This is a genomic window from Lysobacter sp. Soil_N_23, assembly GCF_057656135.1.
Genome location: NZ_JBDGKY010000012.1, coordinates 22,813 through 40,988 on the forward strand (window position 1 = coordinate 22,813; position 18,176 = coordinate 40,988).

General features: G+C 66.7%; 18 protein-coding genes. 15 read left to right on the plus strand and 3 right to left on the minus strand.

Features of this window, described 5'->3' with window-relative positions; all coding sequences use genetic code 11:
- Window positions 1–24 precede the first annotated feature (24 nt).
- On the plus strand, window positions 25–2,220 hold the full coding sequence (locus AC3A3X_RS10555; RefSeq protein WP_487582979.1) for a CHASE domain-containing protein: 2,196 nt from the start codon (window positions 25–27) through the stop codon (window positions 2,218–2,220).
- 220 nt (window positions 2,221–2,440) lie between these two features.
- Here AC3A3X_RS10555 and smpB read toward each other — a convergent pair whose 3' ends face one another.
- Window positions 2,441–2,953: an SsrA-binding protein SmpB gene (gene smpB / locus AC3A3X_RS10560; protein ID WP_487582980.1), complete on the minus strand. Its 513-nt coding sequence runs from the start codon at window positions 2,951–2,953 to the stop codon at window positions 2,441–2,443.
- 74 nt (window positions 2,954–3,027) lie between these two features.
- On the opposite strand from smpB, the gene AC3A3X_RS10565 reads away from it, so the two are divergent.
- Window positions 3,028–3,462 (plus strand): type II toxin-antitoxin system RatA family toxin, encoded by a 435-nt coding sequence (locus AC3A3X_RS10565; protein WP_487582981.1) that lies wholly within the window; start codon window positions 3,028–3,030, stop codon window positions 3,460–3,462.
- On the plus strand, window positions 3,459–3,722 hold the full coding sequence (locus AC3A3X_RS10570) for an RnfH family protein (RefSeq protein ID WP_487582982.1): 264 nt from the start codon (window positions 3,459–3,461) through the stop codon (window positions 3,720–3,722). The genes AC3A3X_RS10565 and AC3A3X_RS10570 overlap by 4 nt, the downstream gene beginning before the upstream one ends.
- Window positions 3,723–3,773: 51 nt before the next feature.
- Here the strand turns inward: AC3A3X_RS10570 and AC3A3X_RS10575 are convergent, their stop codons facing one another.
- Complete coding sequence (locus AC3A3X_RS10575; protein ID WP_487582983.1) at window positions 3,774–4,169, minus strand: outer membrane protein assembly factor BamE; 396 nt, start codon at window positions 4,167–4,169, stop codon at window positions 3,774–3,776.
- Window positions 4,170–4,357: 188 nt separating this feature from the next.
- Here AC3A3X_RS10575 and fur point away from each other — a divergent pair, with 188 nt between their 5' ends.
- Both fur and AC3A3X_RS10585 read left to right on the plus strand, forming a co-directional pair.
- Window positions 4,358–4,759 carry a ferric iron uptake transcriptional regulator gene (gene fur / locus AC3A3X_RS10580; protein WP_487582984.1) on the plus strand — a complete coding sequence of 134 codons (402 nt, stop codon included), beginning with the start codon at window positions 4,358–4,360 and terminating at the stop codon, window positions 4,757–4,759.
- Between the two features lie 106 nt (window positions 4,760–4,865).
- Window positions 4,866–5,300: a potassium channel family protein gene (locus AC3A3X_RS10585; protein WP_487582985.1), complete on the plus strand. Its 435-nt coding sequence runs from the start codon at window positions 4,866–4,868 to the stop codon at window positions 5,298–5,300.
- 101 nt (window positions 5,301–5,401) lie between these two features.
- Here AC3A3X_RS10585 and recN read toward each other — a convergent pair whose 3' ends face one another.
- Window positions 5,402–7,066 carry a DNA repair protein RecN gene (gene recN, locus AC3A3X_RS10590; RefSeq protein WP_487582986.1) on the minus strand — a complete coding sequence of 555 codons (1,665 nt, stop codon included), beginning with the start codon at window positions 7,064–7,066 and terminating at the stop codon, window positions 5,402–5,404.
- 141 nt (window positions 7,067–7,207) lie between these two features.
- Here recN and hrcA point away from each other — a divergent pair, with 141 nt between their 5' ends.
- The 10 genes from hrcA (at window position 7,208) to AC3A3X_RS10640 (ending at window position 18,173) form a co-directional block, all read left to right on the plus strand.
- A complete protein-coding gene (gene hrcA, locus AC3A3X_RS10595) occupies window positions 7,208–8,263 on the plus strand; it encodes a heat-inducible transcriptional repressor HrcA (RefSeq protein ID WP_487582987.1) in 1,056 nt (351 codons plus the stop codon).
- 188 nt (window positions 8,264–8,451) lie between these two features.
- A complete protein-coding gene (gene grpE, locus AC3A3X_RS10600) occupies window positions 8,452–8,994 on the plus strand; it encodes a nucleotide exchange factor GrpE (protein WP_487582988.1) in 543 nt (180 codons plus the stop codon).
- 149 nt (window positions 8,995–9,143) lie between these two features.
- Window positions 9,144–11,054 (plus strand): molecular chaperone DnaK, encoded by a 1,911-nt coding sequence (dnaK, locus tag AC3A3X_RS10605; RefSeq protein WP_487582989.1) that lies wholly within the window; start codon window positions 9,144–9,146, stop codon window positions 11,052–11,054.
- A 150-nt stretch (window positions 11,055–11,204) separates the two neighbouring features.
- Complete coding sequence (gene dnaJ / locus AC3A3X_RS10610; RefSeq protein ID WP_487582990.1) at window positions 11,205–12,332, plus strand: molecular chaperone DnaJ; 1,128 nt, start codon at window positions 11,205–11,207, stop codon at window positions 12,330–12,332.
- Window positions 12,333–12,494: 162 nt separating this feature from the next.
- Window positions 12,495–13,367, plus strand: a complete 873-nt coding sequence (locus AC3A3X_RS10615) for a right-handed parallel beta-helix repeat-containing protein (protein WP_487582991.1) — start codon at window positions 12,495–12,497, stop codon at window positions 13,365–13,367.
- A gap of 74 nt (window positions 13,368–13,441) precedes the next feature.
- Window positions 13,442–14,290 carry a right-handed parallel beta-helix repeat-containing protein gene (locus AC3A3X_RS10620; protein WP_487582992.1) on the plus strand — a complete coding sequence of 283 codons (849 nt, stop codon included), beginning with the start codon at window positions 13,442–13,444 and terminating at the stop codon, window positions 14,288–14,290.
- Between the two features lie 65 nt (window positions 14,291–14,355).
- Entirely contained in the window at window positions 14,356–15,267 is a 912-nt protein-coding gene (locus AC3A3X_RS10625; protein ID WP_487582993.1) for a right-handed parallel beta-helix repeat-containing protein, read from the plus strand.
- Between the two features lie 217 nt (window positions 15,268–15,484).
- The gene (dapB, locus tag AC3A3X_RS10630; protein ID WP_487582994.1) at window positions 15,485–16,204 is read left to right on the plus strand and encodes a 4-hydroxy-tetrahydrodipicolinate reductase; all 720 of its coding nucleotides are present in this window, start codon (window positions 15,485–15,487) and stop codon (window positions 16,202–16,204) included.
- A gap of 281 nt (window positions 16,205–16,485) precedes the next feature.
- Complete coding sequence (gene carA / locus AC3A3X_RS10635) at window positions 16,486–17,610, plus strand: glutamine-hydrolyzing carbamoyl-phosphate synthase small subunit (protein WP_487582995.1); 1,125 nt, start codon at window positions 16,486–16,488, stop codon at window positions 17,608–17,610.
- A complete protein-coding gene (locus tag AC3A3X_RS10640) occupies window positions 17,607–18,173 on the plus strand; it encodes a hypothetical protein (RefSeq protein WP_487582996.1) in 567 nt (188 codons plus the stop codon). The genes carA and AC3A3X_RS10640 overlap by 4 nt, the downstream gene beginning before the upstream one ends.
- Window positions 18,174–18,176: the final 3 nt, after the last annotated feature.

Consider the following 18,176-nt stretch of genomic DNA (forward strand, 5'->3'; position numbering starts at 1 on the left):
CCCGGGCTTTGTATGCTTGGCGCAATGACCGAAGCCGCCGGCCCCCGTTCCCCCGAGCTCGCGGAGCTGTCGCCGCGGCGGGGCTACCTGCTGGCGCTGATCGTGCTGGTCGGTTCGCTGGTGCTGGTGTTCACCGCCTGGCGGGCGGCGCGCGAGCGCGAACTGCGCGCGGCCGAGGCGGAGTTCATCAGCAAGAGCGCGGAAGTCACCGAACTGCTGCGCCAGGGCATGATCAAGTACGAACTGGTCGCCCGCGGTGGCGTGTCGATGTTCGCATCGGTGACGCGGGCGCGGCCGACGCCGGCGCAGTGGAAGGCCTATGTCGACGGCATGGACATCCAGGAGCGCTTCGCCGGCATGGTCGGGCTCGGCTTCGCCGAGTACGTGACGGCCACCCGTCTACCGGAGGTGCAGCTGGAATGGCGCGACCTGGGCTACGGCATGCTCGAGGTGTGGCCGCGCGGTGAGCGCGCCGACTACGGACCGATCCTCTACCTGGAGCCGAAGACGCCGGCCAACGTCGCCGCGGTCGGCTTCGACATGTTCTCCGAGCCGGTGCGGCGGGCGGCGATGACCGCCGCCATGGACACCGGCAACACCTACCTGACCGGTCCCGTGCACCTGATCCAGGACGGCCCGCTGCAGGGCACCGGACTGCTGCTGTACCTGCCGGTCTATCGAGGCGGCAGCCGGCCGGCGACGACCGGGCTGCGCCGGGCCGAGATCCAGGGCTGGGCGTACGTGCCGTTGCGAGTGGACGGGTTCGTGCGCAACGCGCTCGGGGCGGTGCATGGCAGTGCCCGGTTCCGCGTCGTCGACGAGGGCGGCGAGGAAAGCGTGCTGTTCGCCACGCCCGTCGCCGGCGACAAGCGCCCGCCGGCGTTCCGCCACAGCGAACGCTTCAACCAGTACGGTCGCCGCTGGCGCGTGGATTTCGAGTCGGCGCCGTTGGCAGTGGCCGCGCCGCGCCTGCAGGGATTGCAGAACCTGCTCGCGCTGGGATTGTTCTCGTCGCTGCTGCTGTATGCCATCGCCTGGATGCTGGCGCGCACCGAAGCGCAGGCGTACCGGATCGCGGTGCGCATGACCGAGGACTTCCGCCGCAGCGAGATGCGTTTTCGCAGCGCCATGCTGTATTCGGCGATCGGCAAGGCGTTGCTCGACAGCGAGGGGCACATCGTCGAAGCCAACCCGGCACTGGCGACGATCGTTGGCTTGACGCCGCAAGCCCTGGTCGGCGTGCGTTTTGATTCGCTGTTCGAAAGCGACGAACCGGAAATGATCGCGCACGCCAGCGGCAGCACCGACGCGCAGGGCATTCACCGTGCCACCCGGCGCCTGCACCGCGAGGGTGGCGAGCCGCGCCAGGCGCAGCTGACCTACTCACCGGTGCCGGGCAATATCGGCCAGGATATCGCCGGCCTGGTGCAGGTCGAGGACGTCACCGAACGCCTGCGCGCCGAGGCGCGCGTGCATGCGCTCAACCGCACGCTGGAAGCGCGCGTGGCGTTGCGCACGCGCGAACTGAGCCAGGCCAACCAGGAGCTGGAGGCGTTCGCCTACAGCATCTCGCACGACTTGCGCGCGCCGTTGCGGGCGATCGATGGTTTCAGCCGGATCCTGGTCGAACGCCATTCCACCGGGCTCGACGATGCCGGCAAGGGGTATCTGGTGCGCGTTCGCCGCGCCGCCGCGCGCATGGGCGAGCTGATCGACGCGCTGCTGAAGATGTCGCGCCTGAGTCGTGGCGAACTGAAACTCGAGCGTGTCGATCTCAGTCGCCTGGCCAGCGAAGTGCTGGAAGAGCTCAGGATCGGCGACGGCAAGCGCCAGGTCGACATCCAGATCGAGCCGGAGCTGTTCGTGATCGGCGATGCGACCCTGCTGCGCAACCTGCTCGGCAACCTGCTGGGCAATGCCTGGAAGTTCACCCGCGACCGCGTCGGTGCGCAGATCGAGTTCGGTGCCGTGCAGCGCGAGGCAGGCCCGGAGTACTTCGTCCGCGACAACGGCGCCGGGTTCTCGCAGGAGTATGTCGACAAGCTGTTCCGGCCGTTCCAGCGCCTGCACCAGAACGAGGACTTCGCCGGCCACGGCATCGGCCTGGCTTCGGTCAAGCGCATCGTCGAGCGCCACGGCGGCACGATTCGCGCCGAGGGCGAGGTGGGCCGCGGTGCGACGTTCTGGTTCACGCTGCCGCGCGAGAAGCTGATCGACTGAGGCCCGCGACCTGACCCTTTGCCATCTCGTCATCCCGGCGAACGCCGGGATCCAGGCTGGCAACTTCTGACGGTTGTTGCACCGACTCCGGCCACTTCGATGTTGACGCTTCGTCACTGGATCCCGGCGTGCGCCGGGATGACGGTGAGTGAGCTGATGCGTCGCAGGCCTGGATTCCGGCTTTCGCCGGAATGACGGGTAGGGGCTGTGTACGGCGCCGCTACGCGTTCTTGTTGTGCCCGCGCATTACGCGCTGCTTCTCGCGCTGCCAGTCCTGTTCCTTGCTGGCCTGGCGCTTGTCGTGGGCCTGCTTGCCCTTGGCCAGGGCGACCTCGCACTTGACCTTGTTGCCCTTCCAGTACAGTGCGGTCGGGACGACGGTGTAGCCGTCGCGCTGGATGCGGCCGATCAGGTTGTCGATCTCGTGGCGGTGCATCAGCAGCTTGCGGGTGCGGCGCTCTTCGGGGACGACGTGGGTCGAGGCCGAGATCAGCGGGGTGATCTGCACGCCGTGCAGGAACATCTCGCCGTTACGCACCACCGCGTAGCCTTCGACGATGTTGGCGCGGCCGGCGCGGATCGCCTTCAGCTCCCAGCCCTGCAGGGACAGCCCGGCCTCGAACTTCTGCTCGAGGAGGTAGTCGTGGCGGGCGCGCTTGTTGAGCGCGATGGTGCCGCCGGCGCCGCCCTTTCCCTTATCCTTGCCGGTCTTCTTGTTGGAATTCTTGGACATCGCGCCATTGTCCCCGAACCGGGGCCTGGGCGATACCAGGCCCTAGAGCCCAGGCGCGACGCCCAGCCCAGACCATGCAGACCATCCGCCGCACCGCCCTTGTCGAACACTCCGCCGCGCGCATGTTCGCGCTGGTCAACGATGTGGCCGCCTATCCGCGCCGCTTCGATTGGTGCGAGGCCGCGCAGGTGCTGGAGGCCGGGGACGGTCGCATCGTCGCCCGCCTCGATATCGGCTTTGGCGCGCTGCGCACCTGGTTCACCACCGAGAACATGATGTCGCCGCCACACCACATCGAGCTCAAGCTGGTCGACGGTCCGTTTCGCAGTCTCGGCGGGCGCTGGGAGTTCCATGCGCTGGACGAGTCGGCCTGCAAGGTCACGCTGACGCTGACGTTCGAACCGAAGGTCAAGCTGCTGGGTCCGGCGATGGCGATCGGCTTCCAGGGCCTGGCCGATCGCATGGTCGACGACTTCATCAAGGTGGCCGACCGCGGCGAGGAAGCATGAAGGTCGAAGTCGTCCGCGCGTGGCCTCGCCGATTCGAAGCGGTAGCGCTGGAGTTGGACGAGGACGCTTGCGTGGAAGACGCGCTCCGGGCCAGCGGGCTGGCGGACGATCCGGAAACGACCGGCTATGCGGTGTTCGGCGTGCGCGTGGCGGTCGACACGCGGCTGCGCGATGGCGACCGGCTGGAACTGCTCAGGCCGCTGCAGGCGGACCCGAAAGAGTCACGCCGCCGGCGCGCGCAGCAGGTGCCGCGCAAGTAGCTCGAAGGGATGGTGGGGCAGGTCAGCGCGGGTGCCGCGCTACGACCGGACTCAGCGCCCGCGGCGCTTGTCCTTTTCCTTGGGCAGGTTGCGGCCGAACTGTTTCGGCGCGGACTTGGCCAGCTCTTCGTCCTGCTCGGGGAAGTAGTCGCCTTCCCACTTGGCCAGGGCGTCGTTCTCGAACCACAGGGTGAGGTTCTTGATCTCGGTATGGCCAACGCGGTCGGCGCGCTGGGTCGAGGTGTAGTCCCAACGGTTGTGGTGGAACGGGTCCTCGATCGACGGCGAGCCCAGCAGCAGGGACACCTGTTGCTTGCTCATGCCGGCCTGCAGCTGGTCGACATTGGCCTTTTCCAGCAGGTTCCCCTGGTAGATCGGCTGCTTGTAGAGGATGCCGCACCCGCCGGTGGCCACGGCGATGGAAAGGACCAACAGGAGCTTGTGCATCGTGTGCTTCGGCATCGGTGTCTACGACAGGCGGATAACGCGGCGATGATACACTGAAGCCCGCATCCACCAAGCGCGGAGGCAGGCGGCGGCGGCCCGACAGCGTTCATCGGGCGTTCCGGCGCCCGGCACCAGCCGCCGCCATGGCCGCCGCGCCCGTCCGGCGACGCTTGACCCGAGGAATCCAGATGGAATCGCAAGACCTGCGCAATGTCGGACTGAAGGTCACGCACCCGCGCCTGCGGATCCTGGAACTGCTGGAGCAGGCCAAGCCGCGCCACATGACCGCCGAAGACATCTATCGCCACCTGCTCGAGCATGGCGAGGACATCGGCCTGGCCACGGTCTACCGCGTGCTGACCCAGTTCGAGGCCGCCGGGCTCGTGCTCAAGCACAATTTCGAGGCCGGGCAGTCGGTGTACGAGCTCGACCGTGGCCACCACCACGACCACATGGTCGACGTCGACACCGGCAAGATCACCGAGTTCGAAAGCCCGGAGATCGAGGAACTGCAGCGCAAGATCGCTGCCAGGCACGGTTACGAGATCGAAGAACACTCGCTGGTGCTGTACGTGCGCAAGAAGCGCTGAGAAGTGAGGTCCGGGCCAGGGCAGGCCTGAAGAGCAAGCACCGCCGCCGCATCCGATCGTGTCGCATTGGATCGTGGAGTGACGGCCAACCACAAGGACGAACGCCATGCTTAACCAGTTGCTCTGGTCGTTGCTGCTGACCGCGATCTGCGTGGTGATGCACAGCGGTTACAGCGCCATCACGATCAAACAGATCGCCAAGGCGCAGCGGCCGCGCGAAGGCCGCTACCTGCATTTCTTCCTGGTCCGTGTGGTGATCGAGCTGATCCTGCTGCACAGCGCCGAAACCGTCGTCTGGGCGTGGTTCTACGAGTGGAAGAACGCCGAGTGGACCTGGAACACCGCGCTGTATTTCTCGGTGGTCAGCTATGCCACGCTCGGTTACGGCGATGTGCTGCTGCCGCCGGAATGGCGCCTGGTCGGTGCACTGCAAAGCCTGGTCGGCGTGCTGCTGGCGGGCTGGTCGGTGGCGCTGCTGGTGGCGGTGCTGCAGACGACGTTGCGCAAGAAGGCAGCCGAAGACGCCAACCCGCCGACGTAGGAGCGAGCTTGCTCGCGACCGGGTGCAAAAGTTGCCGGTAGGAGCGAGCTTGCTCGCGACCCGGGCGCATGATCGCGAGCAAGCTCGCTCCTACGTCGACGTCAGACGTCGGCCAGCAAACGCTTGGCGGCGGCCCGTGCTTCACGCGTGAGTTCGACGCCGCCGAGCATGCGCGCCAGTTCTTCCTCGCGCTGCCTGGCATTGAGCAGTTGCACCGCGCTCTGGGTGACACCCTCGCTGGCCGCCTTGCTGACCCGGTAATGGGCATGGCCCTGCGCGGCGACCTGCGGCAGGTGGGTCACGCACAGCACCTGGCGGCTGGCGCCCAGTGCGCGCAGCTTCTGGCCGACGATCTCGGCCACGGCGCCGCCGATGCCGGTGTCGACTTCGTCGAAGACCATCGTCGGCACCGCATCCAGTCCCAGCGCAGCGACCTCGATCGCCAGCGAGATGCGCGACAGCTCGCCGCCGGAGGCGACCTTGCGCAGCGCCCGCGCCGGCTGGCCCGGGTTGGCGGCGACCAGGAACTCCACGCGCTCGCCACCCTGCGGGTCGGGTCGATCGGTTTCGACCGGCTCGATCTGGACGTCGAAGCGGCCGCCGCCCATGCCTAGTTCGGAAATCAGCGCGCTGGTGCTGGCAGACAAGTTGGCTGCGGCATCACGGCGCAGGCGGCCGAGCGCGTCGGCGGCCTGGCGCCAGTCGTGACGCGCGGCTTCGATCTCGGTGTCGAGGCGGGCCAGGCGCACGCCGGCGCCTTGCAGCGATTCCAGTTCGGCCGCGATCGCATCGCGCTGCGCGCCCAACTGCTCGGGTGGCACGCGGTGCTTGCGTGCCAGTTCGTGGATGCGGGTCAGGCGCTGCTCGATGGCTTCCAGCGCCGACGGGTCGAGATCGAGATCGCTACGAACCCGGTCGAGCAGGGCGAGGGCCTCGTCGACCTGGATCGCGGCGGCATCGAGCATGCCGTCGACATCGCCCAGGCGCGGCTCGTGTTCGAGCACGCGTTGCAGGTCGCTGCGAACCTGTTGCAGGCTGCGCGAAAGCGACGGGCCTTCCTCGCCGCCGAGGCGGGCGAAGGCACCTTCGCAGGCGGCGATCAGGTCGGCGGCATGGGCATGGCGGCGATGGTCGTCCTGCAGGCGCGCGATTGCCTCGGCCTCCAGGTCTTCGCGATCCAGTTCGCCATGCTGGTGTTCGAGCCAGCCGATGCGGTCGGAGACGTCGCCCTGCGCCGACAGCGCATCGCGCTCGGCCAGTAGCGCACTCCAGCGTGCCGCCGCGGCGCCGACGGCGCCCAGTTCGGTCTGGGTACGGCCAAAGGCATCCAGCAACGCCAGCTGGCTGGGGCGCGACAGCAGCGCCTGGTGCTCGTGCTGGCCATGGATCTCGACCAGCAGGGTGGACAGCTCGCTGAGCTGGCCCAGGGTGACGGGGCGGCCGTTGACCCAGGCGCGCGAGCCGCCGTCGGCGCGGATCACGCGGCGGATCTGGCAGGCGTCGTCTTCATCCAATTCGTTGTCGCGCAGCCAGGCGCGGGCCAGCGGGACGTCGTCGAGGCTGAAGCCGGCGACCAGTTCGGCGCGGTCGGCGCCATGGCGGACCACGCCGCTGTCGGCACGCAGGCCCGAGATCAGGCCCAGCGCATCGACCAGCAACGACTTGCCGGCGCCGGTCTCGCCGGAGATGACGGTCAGGCCGGGGCCGAAGCCGAGCTCGGCTTCACTGACCACGGCGAACTGCTTGAGGGAGAGATGGACGAGCATGGAGCGCGATTGTGCCCTGTGTGGGTTGCGGCGTGATAGCGGGGAAGCGTCTCGCAGGTTCAGATCGGCAGCCTGGTCTGGAATGGCGTGCACCGAAAACCCTTGCACCGGATCGGGCCGCGCCCTATCAATATCCCGGTCATGAGCCGCAAACCTGCCGATCCCAGCCTCGACCCGCGTGCACGGCAGCTGTTGCGCACCCTGATCGGCCGCTATATCAACAGCGGCGAGCCGATCGGCTCGCAGACGCTGGCGCGGCACGCCGGGCTGGACGTCAGCGCGGCGACCATCCGCAACATCCTGGCCGACCTGGAAGACGCCGGCCTGCTCAGCGCGCCGCACAGCTCGGCCGGCCGCGTCCCGACGGCGCAGGGCTATCGCCTGTTCGTCGACTCGCTGCTGCAGGTGCGGCCGCTGCCGGACACCGACCTGGCCCGCCTGCGCGGCGAACTGCCGGCCGGCTCCGGCACCCAGGCCCTGCTCGGCAGCGCCTCGGAGCTGCTGTCGGCGATGACCCACTTCGTCGGCGTGGTCAGCGTGCCGCGGCGCGAGCAGTTCGCCTTCCGCCGCATCGATTTCGTTCCGCTCGACGGCGCGCGCGTGCTGGCGATCCTGGTGTTCGCCGACAACGAAGTGCAGAACCGGATCGTGCAGACCCGTCGCCCGTTCGACAGCAGCGAACTCGAGCGCGTCGCCAACTACCTGAATGCCCATTTCGCCGGGCGCACCGTGGCCGACATCCGCGCCACCCTGCTGCGCGAGCTGCGCACTGCCCAGACCGAGATGCAGTCGCTGCTGACGCAGTCGGTCGAGCTGGCCGAGCAGGCCCTGGCTCCCGGCGGCGACGACATGGTCCTGGCCGGGCAGACCCGCCTGATGGGGGTGCAGGAGCTGGCCGACCTGGACCGCCTGCGCGACCTGTTCGACGCTTTCGCCCGCAAGCGCGAGATCCTGCAGCTGCTCGAACGTACCGTGCAGGCCCCCGGCGTTCGCATTTTCATTGGCGAGGAGACCGGGCTGGCGCCGCTGGAGGGGATGTCGCTGGTCACCGCACCTTACGTTGCCGGCGGGGGTAGCGGGCAGGTGCTGGGGGTCCTGGGGGTCATAGGGCCGACCCGGATGGCTTACGAGCGGGTGATTCCGGTGGTTCAGGCCGCCGCCGACGCGCTTGGGGCTGCGATCCATTCCGAGTCCTGACGGGTCGGGCTGCGGCAACCGCCGCTGAAACCGGGAACACCCTCTGGCCGGCCGGGAAGGCACCTGGCCGTCGCCCACGGCGCAGTTCGTCTTGAAACCTCGCAGGGCGGCCCCATTGCTGCCCTGTCGCGCCTCGAGCGCGGATTTCCGAATTGTTTGGCGCCCTTGGCGCAGGGATGGAGCACCGCATGACCCAGATCGATCCGCAAGACACCCCCGACAACGACACCCCCGGCAGCGACCTGGGACTCGCCAACGACGCCGATGGCGGCGATTCGCTGGCCGCGCAACTGCAGGCCGCCCGCGCCGAACTGGCGCAACTGCGTGAGGACTCGCTGCGCGAACGCGCCGAACTGGAGAACCAGCGCAAGCGCATGGCCCGCGACATCGACATGGCGCGCAAGTTCGCCAACGAGCGTGTGCTCGGCGACCTGCTGCCGGTGATCGACAGCCTCGAGGCCGGCCTCACCATCCAGGCCGACACCGCCCAGCACCTGCGCGAAGGCATGGAGCTGACCCTGCGCCAGCTGCTCAAGGTCGTCACCGACAACGGCCTGGTCGCGATCGATCCGGCCGGCAAGGCCTTCAACCCGGAGCACCACCAGGCGATGAGCATGGTCGAGAGTGCCGGGCACGCGCCGGGCGACGTGGTCCAGGTCTACCAGAAGGGCTGGCTGCTCAACGACCGCCTGTTGCGCCCTGCGCTGGTGGTGGTGGCCAAGCACGACTGAACGATCGGGGCAGGGCTCCGCTCAAGGCGCGTGATCGCTTGAAGAGCGTGAACTTGAAGAGCACGCCGCCGACCCCCAGATAACGCACATCGGCGCCACCACAGATTCGGCGCCACACCATTTCAAGCATTAGCGAGGGAGCTATACACATGGGCAAGATCATCGGTATCGATCTGGGCACGACCAATTCGTGCGTCGCGATCATGGAAGGCGGCAAGGCCAAGGTCATCGAAAACGCCGAAGGCGACCGCACCACGCCTTCGATCGTGGCCTTCACCAAGGACGGCGAAGTCCTGGTCGGCGCCTCGGCCAAGCGCCAGGCCGTCACCAACCCCAAGAACACCTTTTTCGCGGTCAAGCGTCTGATCGGCCGCAAGTTCACCGACGCCGAAGTCCAGAAGGACCTCGACCTGGTGCCGTACTCGATTGCCGCGCACGAGAACGGCGACGCCTGGGTCGCCACGGCCGACGGCAAGAACATGGCGCCGCAGCAGATTTCCGCTGAAGTGCTGGCGAAGATGAAGAAGACCGCCGAGGCCTACCTGGGCGAGACGGTCACCGAGGCGGTGATCACCGTGCCGGCCTACTTCAACGACAGCCAGCGCCAGGCGACCAAGGACGCCGGCAAGATCGCCGGCCTCGACGTCAAGCGCATCATCAACGAGCCGACCGCAGCCGCGCTGGCCTATGGCATGGACAAGAAGGGCGGCGACCGCAAGGTCGCGGTCTACGACCTCGGCGGCGGCACGTTCGACGTGTCGATCATCGAGATTGCTTCGGTCGACGGCGAGATGCAGGTCGAGGTGCTGGCCACCAACGGCGACACCTTCCTGGGCGGCGAAGACTTCGACAAGCGCGTCATCGATTACCTGGTGGAGGAGTTCCTCAAGGACCAGGGCATCGACCTGCGCAAGGACCCGCTGGCCCTGCAGCGCCTGAAGGACGCGGCCGAGCGCGCCAAGATCGAGCTGTCGAGCGCGCAGCAGACCGAGGTCAACCTGCCGTACGTCACCGCCGACGCCTCCGGCCCGAAGCACCTCAACATCAAGCTGACCCGCGCCAAGCTCGAAGCCCTGGTCGAGGACCTGGTCAAGCGCACCATCGAGCCGTGCCGCATCGCCCTGAACGACGCCGGCCTGCGTGCCAGCGAGATCAGCGAAGTGATCCTGGTCGGCGGCCAGACCCGCATGCCGAAGGTGCAGCAGGCCGTGGCCGAGTTCTTCGGCAAGGAACCGCGCAAGGACGTCAACCCCGACGAGGCCGTGGCCGTGGGTGCCGCGATCCAGGGCGGCGTGCTGGCCGGCGACGTCAAGGACGTGCTGCTGCTCGACGTGACCCCGCTGTCGCTGGGCATCGAAACCCTGGGCGGCGTATTCACCAAGATCATCGAGAAGAACACCACCATCCCGACCAAGGCCTCGCAGACCTTCAGCACCGCCGAGGACAACCAGTCCGCGGTGACCGTGCACGTGCTGCAGGGTGAGCGCGAGCAGGCCCGCTACAACAAGTCGCTGGCCCGCTTCGACCTGACCGGCATCGAGGCCGCGCCGCGCGGCATGCCGCAGGTGGAAGTTTCGTTCGACATCGACGCCAACGGCATCCTGCACGTGTCGGCCAAGGACAAGAAGACCAACAAGGAACAGAAGGTCGAGATCAAGGCCGGTTCCGGCCTGTCCGAGGACGAGATCGCCAAGATGGTCGCCGACGCGGAAGCCAACCGCGAGGAAGACCAGAAGTTCCACGAGCTGGTGCAGGCCCGCAACCACGCCGACGCGTTGATCCACAACGCCCGCAGCGCGATCAAGGACAACGGCGACAAGGTAGCCGGCGACGTGATCGGCCGCACCGAAGGCGCGATCGCCGAGCTCGAGACGGCGATGAAGGGCGACGACAAGGGCCAGATCGAGGCCAAGTCGAAGGTGCTGGAGGAAGCTGCGCAGTCGCTGTTCGCCGCTGCCGCCGCCGCGTCGCAGCCGGGCCAGGATGCCGGTGGCAGCGCGCCCAAGTCTGATGACGTCGTGGACGCGGAGTTCACTGAAGTCAAGGACGACAAGAAGTAAGGCGGGAGCAGGAGACGGGGAGCCGGATTGAGGACAGCGCAGCCATCGGCAGTGCTTCCGCAACCGGTTCCCTTTTCTCGTGTTCGTGGACCCTGTGGTCCTTCGCTTTGACGATTCCCCCTTACCGAGTCACCGAGTCAACCCCGGCAAATGAGCAAGCGCGATTACTACGAAGTCCTGGGCGTGGCCCGTGACGCCAGCGACGAAGACCTGAAGAAGGCCTATCGCCGCTGCGCGATGAAGCACCACCCGGACCGCAATCCGGGAGACGCCGCCGCCGAGGCGACGTTCAAGGAGTGCAAGGAAGCCTACGAGGTCCTGACCGACGGCAATCGCCGTCGCGCCTACGACCAGCACGGCCACGCCGCCTTCGAGCACGGCATGGGCGGTGGTGGTGGCGGTGCCGGCTACGCCGACATGGGCGACATCTTCGGTGACATCTTCGGCAACATCTTTGGCGGAGGCGGCGGTGCGCGCGGCCCGCGTCGCGGTGCCGACATCGGCTACGTGATGGAGCTGACGCTGGAAGAGGCGGTGGGCGGCATCGAGAAGACCATCGAGATCCCGACCCTCGACGAATGCGACACCTGCGACGGCACCGGCTCGGCCGACGGCAACCTGGAGACCTGCTCGACCTGCCAGGGCCGTGGCCAGGTGCGGTTCCAGCGCGGCATCTTCTCGATGCAGCAGGCCTGCCCGCACTGCGGCGGCCGCGGCAAGACCATCGCCAATCCGTGTGGCGACTGCAACGGCCAGGGACGCGTGGAGCGCACCAAGACCCTGCAGGTGAAGATTCCCGCCGGTGTCGACAACGGCGATCGCATCCGCCTCACCGGCGAGGGCGAGGCCGGACCGGCCGGTTCGCCGCCGGGCGATCTGTACGTCGACGTGCGCGTGCGCGAGCACGAGATCTTCCAGCGCGACGGCGACGACCTGCACTGCGAAGTGCCGGTGCGTATCTCGCAGGCTGCCCTGGGCGACACGATACGGGTGCCTACCCTGGACGGCGACGTCGAGCTGCGCATCCCGGCCGAGAGCCAGACCGGAAAACTGTTCCGCCTGCGCGACAAGGGCGTCAAGTCGGTGCGCAGCCGGGTGCCCGGCGACCTGTATTGCCGGATCGTGGTCGAAACGCCCGTCAACCTGACCCCCGAGCAGCGCGAGCTGCTGGAGAAGTTCGAGGCCACCTTCGTCGGCGAAGGTGCGCGCCGCCATTCGCCGCGCGCCTCGACCTTCCTCGATGGCGTGAAAGGCTTTTGGGATCGAATGACCAACTGAGACAAAGTCTCCCCCTGCTTGCCGAAGGAAGGGCAGGTGCATAAGATCGGGCCGGTGGAGCACCTTTCGGGGAAGGTGCAAAACCGGAAATGTGATCGAGTTCCGGTTTCGAGGCAAGGAAACGTCTGGGTACCCAGAGCCCGGCCATTCATTGGGGGATGCATGCTTTTTCGGGGATGGTGGGCGCTCGTCGTCCTGGCCGGAAGTCTTGCCGTGCCTGCGCACGCGGCCGAAAGCTTTGACCAGTGCAAGTATTTCATTACCCAGTTGCCGGTGCGCATAGAACAGCCTGGCGTGTATTGCCTGAAGGGCAACCTGCAAACGGCGATCACCGAGCAGTCGGCGATCTCGGTTTGGGCCAACGATGTCACCATCGACTGTAAGAACTTCGGCATCGATGGCGCGGCTGGTGGTCCCAACGCACAAACCTGGGGCATTTCCGCCAACACCCGGCACCTTGTGGTGCGCAATTGCACGGTGCGAAATTTCGAGTTTGGCCTGATGATCTCCGGAAATGAAATCGGCTTTCCGGGTCTTCACGTCGTCGAAGACAACATTTTCGAAAAGCTTCGCTACCAGGCGATCCAAGTGGTCGGCGATGGTTCGGTGATACAGCGCAACATCATTCGCGACATCGGCGGCATCACGGCCAACGGCGCGTCCGCGATCTCCGCCATCGGGTCGGTCGACGTACTCGACAACCTCGTGTCCAACGTGACTTCCGGGCCCGGGAACAGCGTCTCCGCAATCTCGGTGCAGGACAGCCGCGGTCTGGTGGCGCGTAACCGCATCCGCAAATTGTATCGATCCGGCACCGATCACGCTTACGGTATCTACGTGTCGAATCGCTCCTTTGACGTCGACGATTCCAGGGCGGTCATCCGGGACAACGAACTGTCCATCGAGAACCCGGAACGGTCCCACGCGATCATGTGCTGGGCGTCTACCGGCGCAGTTTCGGGCAACGTCATCAACGGTTTCGACGTGGCGCTCGACAGATGCACGTCGGCCGGTCGCAACGACATCACCAGGTAGAACGGAACCCGCACCGCGGGCCGCCTCAACGAAACGTCTCAAAGGGAAACGGGGGAACGATGGGAATCAGGAACGTGATCTGGGTGCTTTTCGCGGCAGCCTTCCTTGCTCTGCCGGGAAAGGCGGCAGCTGCGGAAAGCTACGATAGCTGCACCAACGTGATCACCGCGCTGCCGGCGACGATCACCAAGTCCGGGACGTGGTGCCTCAAGCAGGACCTGACGACCGCCACGCTGAGTGGGGCGGCCATCACGATCAATGCCAACGATGTGACGCTGGACTGCAATGGCTTCAAGATCGACGGCGCCAATGCCGGTGTGGACACGCAGATGTACGGCATCCGTGGCGCGGACCGACAGAATGTCACCGTCCGCCACTGCATGGTGCGTGGCTACTACATCGGCATGTTCCTGTACGGTGAGAATGGCGGCGGCCATTTGATCGAAGACAACCGCTTCGACGTGAATCGCTATATCGGCATGCGGGTTGAGGGCGATGGCTCGGTCGTGCGCCGCAATATCGTCACCGACACCGGCGGATCCGCGGGTGCAGGTTCGTTCGGCATCTATACGCGCTTCACGCTGGATCTTCTGGACAACACCGTCTCGACGGTGTTCGTGCGTGCTGGACTGAACGGCTCAACCTATGGTCTTTACGCCACTGACAATCTGGGCGGCAGCATCTCCGGCAACCGTGTCCGCCAGGTCCTGAAGGCAGGCACCGGAGCGGTGCGGGCCCTGCAGACGACCAATTCGGGGCGAATCACCGTCCAGGGCAATGACCTGATCGGAAACGGGTTCGCTTCCAGTGTCGGCCTGGGTTGCCACGGTGCGAACAGCCGTGCCCGCAACAACGTCATCTCCGGCTTCACCACCGCGATGAGCAACTGTGGCGACGCCGGCGGCAACGATGTCAGCCCTTGATGCAGGAGCAACGGGGAGGTGGCAATGACCTCCCCGTTCCTGCGTTGATCCCCGGAGCGACGACCATGCTGATGCGACTGACATTCTGCTGCCTGCTGATCTGGAGCATGTTCCCGCCTGCGAGGGCTGCCGACAGCTTTGATGACTGCAGCGCTTTCATCACCCAGTTGCCGATCTCGATTCACACTGCTGGCGTCTACTGCCTCAAGGGCAACCTGGCGGTTCCTCCGGTTGCCGTCCCCAATGGTGTGGCCAGTGTCGCGATCGACATCAACTCCGATCGGGTGACGATCGATTGCAAGCACTTCGGAATCGATGGTCGCCCGGACACGAGCGTCTTCAGTCGAGGTATTTCGATGGGTGGGCATCGCCATGTCAGCGTCCGCAACTGCGCGCTGACGGGATTCTCCGTGGGGATTTTGCTGATGGACTCTTACGGCGGGAATATCGTGGAGGACAATCGGCTGATGGGCATGCGCAACAATGCAATCGAGGTCTACGGTGATGGGTCTGTGATTCGCCGTAACATCATTCTCGACACCAGCGACCCTCGGCCATCGGGAGCGGGTACCAGCGCGACGGCCATATCAACGGTGGGTTCGGTCGATATCACCGACAACCTCATCGCCGGCGTTTCGGCGAACGGCCCGGTCACCGGTATCAGCACCAATGGCAGCGCCGGAACCATCATGCGAAACCGGATCCGCGGTCTCGACGACCGCAACGCCGTTGGTTCCGCCAACGGCATCTATGTCGGCCGATCGCTGCAGCCCGGCATGAATGGCCCGGTCGAACCCAGGGTTACGATTCGTGACAACGACCTGGGGATCAACGTCTACAGCGAGGCCTCCCGGGCCGTCTTCTGCGATGCGCAACCTTCGATAATCTCGGGCAACGTGATCAAGGGGTTCCAACTGGCGGTGCAAGGCTGTGCACGCGCCACCCTCAACGACATTGGCAGCCCTGTCCCTTACTAAGTCGAGCGCTTGGGGGCTGCCGGGGCGTGTGGTCAGCGACAACGAGTCGTCTTCGCGGGCCGGTAAAGTTGCCGACGATTACGTGCTGTCATCTCGCGAGTGCAGGCCCGGCTGCGGCCAGGACATCACCATTGCCTGGGCCCGATGGTCGAGCAGAAGTTCTATTCGGCCACGATCGGCCCTTGTCGCGCGTTGAATGCGCGATTAGCCTGCGCGCATGAGCGATCCGAACCCGCCAGTCCGTGTGCTGATCCACGGCGTCACCGGCCGCATGGGCCAGGCTTTGCTTCGCCTTGCCGCCGAGCGCGACGATGTCGTCGTGGTTGCAGCGGTTTCGCGCTCGCAACCTTCGCAGCGCGTGGTCGATGGCGTGCCGCATTTCGCCGCGGCGGAACTGTCGGGGGTGCCGCCTTTCGACGTCGCCATCGATTTCAGCTTGCCGCAGGGTTTCGACGCGATCCTCGAACTGTGCACGCACCGCGGTGCGGCGCTGGTCTCTGGAACGACCGGTCTGGAAGACGGACAGCGCCACGCCCTGGACGCGGCGGCCGGGCGAATCGCGCTGCTGTGGGCGGCGAACTTCAGCCTCGGGGTGGCGGTGCTCAGCGAACTGGTCGAGCGGGCCGCGGCCGCGCTGCCCGGTTGGGACTGCGACATCGTCGAATCGCACCACGTGCACAAGAAGGACGCGCCGTCGGGCACGGCCCTGGCTTTGGGCGCAAGTGCGGAGCAGGGCGGGGCGCAGCCGCGCTACGCATCGCTGCGCGCCGGCGACATCGTCGGCGAACACCTGGTGCAGTTCGCCGCGCCCGGTGAGCGGATCGAGCTGGTGCACCGGGCGACCAACCGCGACATCTTTGCCCGCGGGGCACTGCATGCGGCGGCCAGACTGTCCGCGAAGCTGCCCGGTCAGTACCGACTGCGCGATTTGCTCTGACCCGCCATTGGCGAGCGTGACCGCTCCTGACGGGGCGCGAGCCCTGCTACGGGCCCTCGCCAGGCCGCTGCGAGGCTGAAGAATCTCTGGCCGCCATTCATTCAAGGCTGGCGTCCGGGGCCGCAGACCGCTAGAATTCCCGCTCGCCTGAACCCCTTCCGTCGGACCGGTCCCGCACCGCGTCCGCGCTTTGCTGCAGGCCGGTTTTTGCCGACTCGGGCATTCCGGCATCTGCGCAGCGGTGGGGGTGTCAGCACCCCCCGGCAGCCAAGGCGATCCCCGTGACCCAACCCGCAATCCTCGCACTCGAAGACGGCACCATCTTCGAGGGCGTTTCCGTAGGCGCGCCCGGCCTTTCGGTCGGCGAAGTCGTGTTCAACACGGCCATTACCGGCTACCAGGAAATCCTCACCGACCCCTCGTACGCGCGCCAGATGGTGACGCTGACGTATCCGCACATCGGCAACACCGGCTGCACCGACCAGGACGACGAGGCCGCGCAGGCCTGGGCTGCCGGCCTGATCGTGCGCGACGTGCCGCGCCGCCCGAGCAACTGGCGCAGCCAGGTGTCGCTGCCGGAGTGGCTGGCCAAGCGCGGCATCGTCGCCATCGCCGACATCGACACGCGCAAGCTGACCCGCATCCTGCGCGAGAAAGGTGCGCAGAACGGTGCGCTGATGGCAGGTGAGATCAATGTCGAGAAGGCACTGGAAGCCGCACGCAAGTTCCCCGGCCTCAAGGGCATGGACCTGGCCAAGGAAGTGACCACGGCCAAGAGCTACGAGTGGACCGACGGCCAGCTCGACCTGGATCGCAACGAGTTCGTCAAGGCGCCGCCGCGTTTCCACGTCGTCGCCTACGACTACGGCGTCAAGCACAACATCCTGCGCATGCTCGCCGAGCGCGGCTGCCGCCTGACGGTGGTGCCGGCGCAGACGCCGGCTGCGGACGTGTTCGCGCTCAAGCCCGACGGTGTGTTCCTGTCCAACGGCCCGGGCGACCCGGAGCCGTGCGACTACGCGATCAAGGCGATCGGCGAATTCATCAAGGCCAGGATCCCGACCTTCGGCATCTGCCTGGGCCACCAGCTGCTGGCGCTGGCCAGTGGCGCCAGGACCATGAAGATGGGCACCGGCCACCACGGCGCCAACCATCCGGTCCAGGACCTCGACAGCGGCCGGGTGATGATCACCTCGCAGAACCACGGCTTCGCGGTCGATGAGCCCACGCTCCCGGGCAACGTGCGCGTGACCCATCGCTCGCTGTTCGACGGCACCAACCAGGGCATCGCCCTGACCGATGCCCCGGCCTTCAGTTTCCAGGGACATCCGGAAGCCAGCCCTGGCCCGCACGACGTCGCTCCGCTGTTCGATCGCTTCGTGGCGATGATGGAGCAGGCCAAGTGACCCAGGCGCTGCGCCGCATGGCCGCGGTCGCACTGATGCTGCTGCCCGTCGTGGCCGCGGCAGCTGTGCCGACCGACAGCCAGGTGGTGCGGGTCCAGCAATTGCTGGGTTTCGACGAAGCGTTCGCGCTGACCATGGACGAGAAGTTCGACCGCTCGCCGGAGCTGTCCCATTACAGCAACCGCGAGCGCACCTGCGTCAGCGGACTGGTCCGGCCGGCCTTCGCCGGTGCACTGAACAACGCCTTCCGCGACCTGTTCGGCGATGCCGCGGTGGTCGAGGACTGGGAGCGCTTCGCGCAGACGCCGGGCGGTGCGCGCTTCATGGAGTTCGTCCGCAGCGGCGTCGTCGCGACCGTGCGCAATCAACCGCGCCCGGAGCCGGAAACGTTCATGGACGGGTTGACGCCCGAGCAGCTGAACGACGTGGCGAAGTTCATGTCCAGTCCGGCGGCGGCCGTGCTCAAGCGCGATTTCCCGGAAGTGGACCTGCCGCAGGACCTGCAGGCAACGCTGGCGGCGAAAGTGCAGTCGCAGTGCGGTGTGGAGTTGCCCAAGGCGTGATGG

Coding starts and splice junctions, on each gene's coding strand:
- recN (WP_487582986.1), bottom strand. CDS start 7,066: ATGCTCGTCCATCTCTCCCTCAAGCAGTTCGCCGTGGTCAGTGAAGCC.
- AC3A3X_RS10570 (WP_487582982.1), top strand. CDS start 3,459: ATGAAGGTCGAAGTCGTCCGCGCGTGGCCTCGCCGATTCGAAGCGGTA.
- AC3A3X_RS10615 (WP_487582991.1), top strand. CDS start 12,495: ATGCTTTTTCGGGGATGGTGGGCGCTCGTCGTCCTGGCCGGAAGTCTT.
- AC3A3X_RS10565 (WP_487582981.1), top strand. CDS start 3,028: ATGCAGACCATCCGCCGCACCGCCCTTGTCGAACACTCCGCCGCGCGC.
- AC3A3X_RS10625 (WP_487582993.1), top strand. CDS start 14,356: ATGCTGATGCGACTGACATTCTGCTGCCTGCTGATCTGGAGCATGTTC.
- hrcA (WP_487582987.1), top strand. CDS start 7,208: ATGAGCCGCAAACCTGCCGATCCCAGCCTCGACCCGCGTGCACGGCAG.
- fur (WP_487582984.1), top strand. CDS start 4,358: ATGGAATCGCAAGACCTGCGCAATGTCGGACTGAAGGTCACGCACCCG.
- dapB (WP_487582994.1), top strand. CDS start 15,485: ATGAGCGATCCGAACCCGCCAGTCCGTGTGCTGATCCACGGCGTCACC.
- AC3A3X_RS10585 (WP_487582985.1), top strand. CDS start 4,866: ATGCTTAACCAGTTGCTCTGGTCGTTGCTGCTGACCGCGATCTGCGTG.
- grpE (WP_487582988.1), top strand. CDS start 8,452: ATGACCCAGATCGATCCGCAAGACACCCCCGACAACGACACCCCCGGC.
- AC3A3X_RS10575 (WP_487582983.1), bottom strand. CDS start 4,169: ATGCACAAGCTCCTGTTGGTCCTTTCCATCGCCGTGGCCACCGGCGGG.
- smpB (WP_487582980.1), bottom strand. CDS start 2,953: ATGTCCAAGAATTCCAACAAGAAGACCGGCAAGGATAAGGGAAAGGGC.
- AC3A3X_RS10555 (WP_487582979.1), top strand. CDS start 25: ATGACCGAAGCCGCCGGCCCCCGTTCCCCCGAGCTCGCGGAGCTGTCG.
- dnaJ (WP_487582990.1), top strand. CDS start 11,205: ATGAGCAAGCGCGATTACTACGAAGTCCTGGGCGTGGCCCGTGACGCC.
- dnaK (WP_487582989.1), top strand. CDS start 9,144: ATGGGCAAGATCATCGGTATCGATCTGGGCACGACCAATTCGTGCGTC.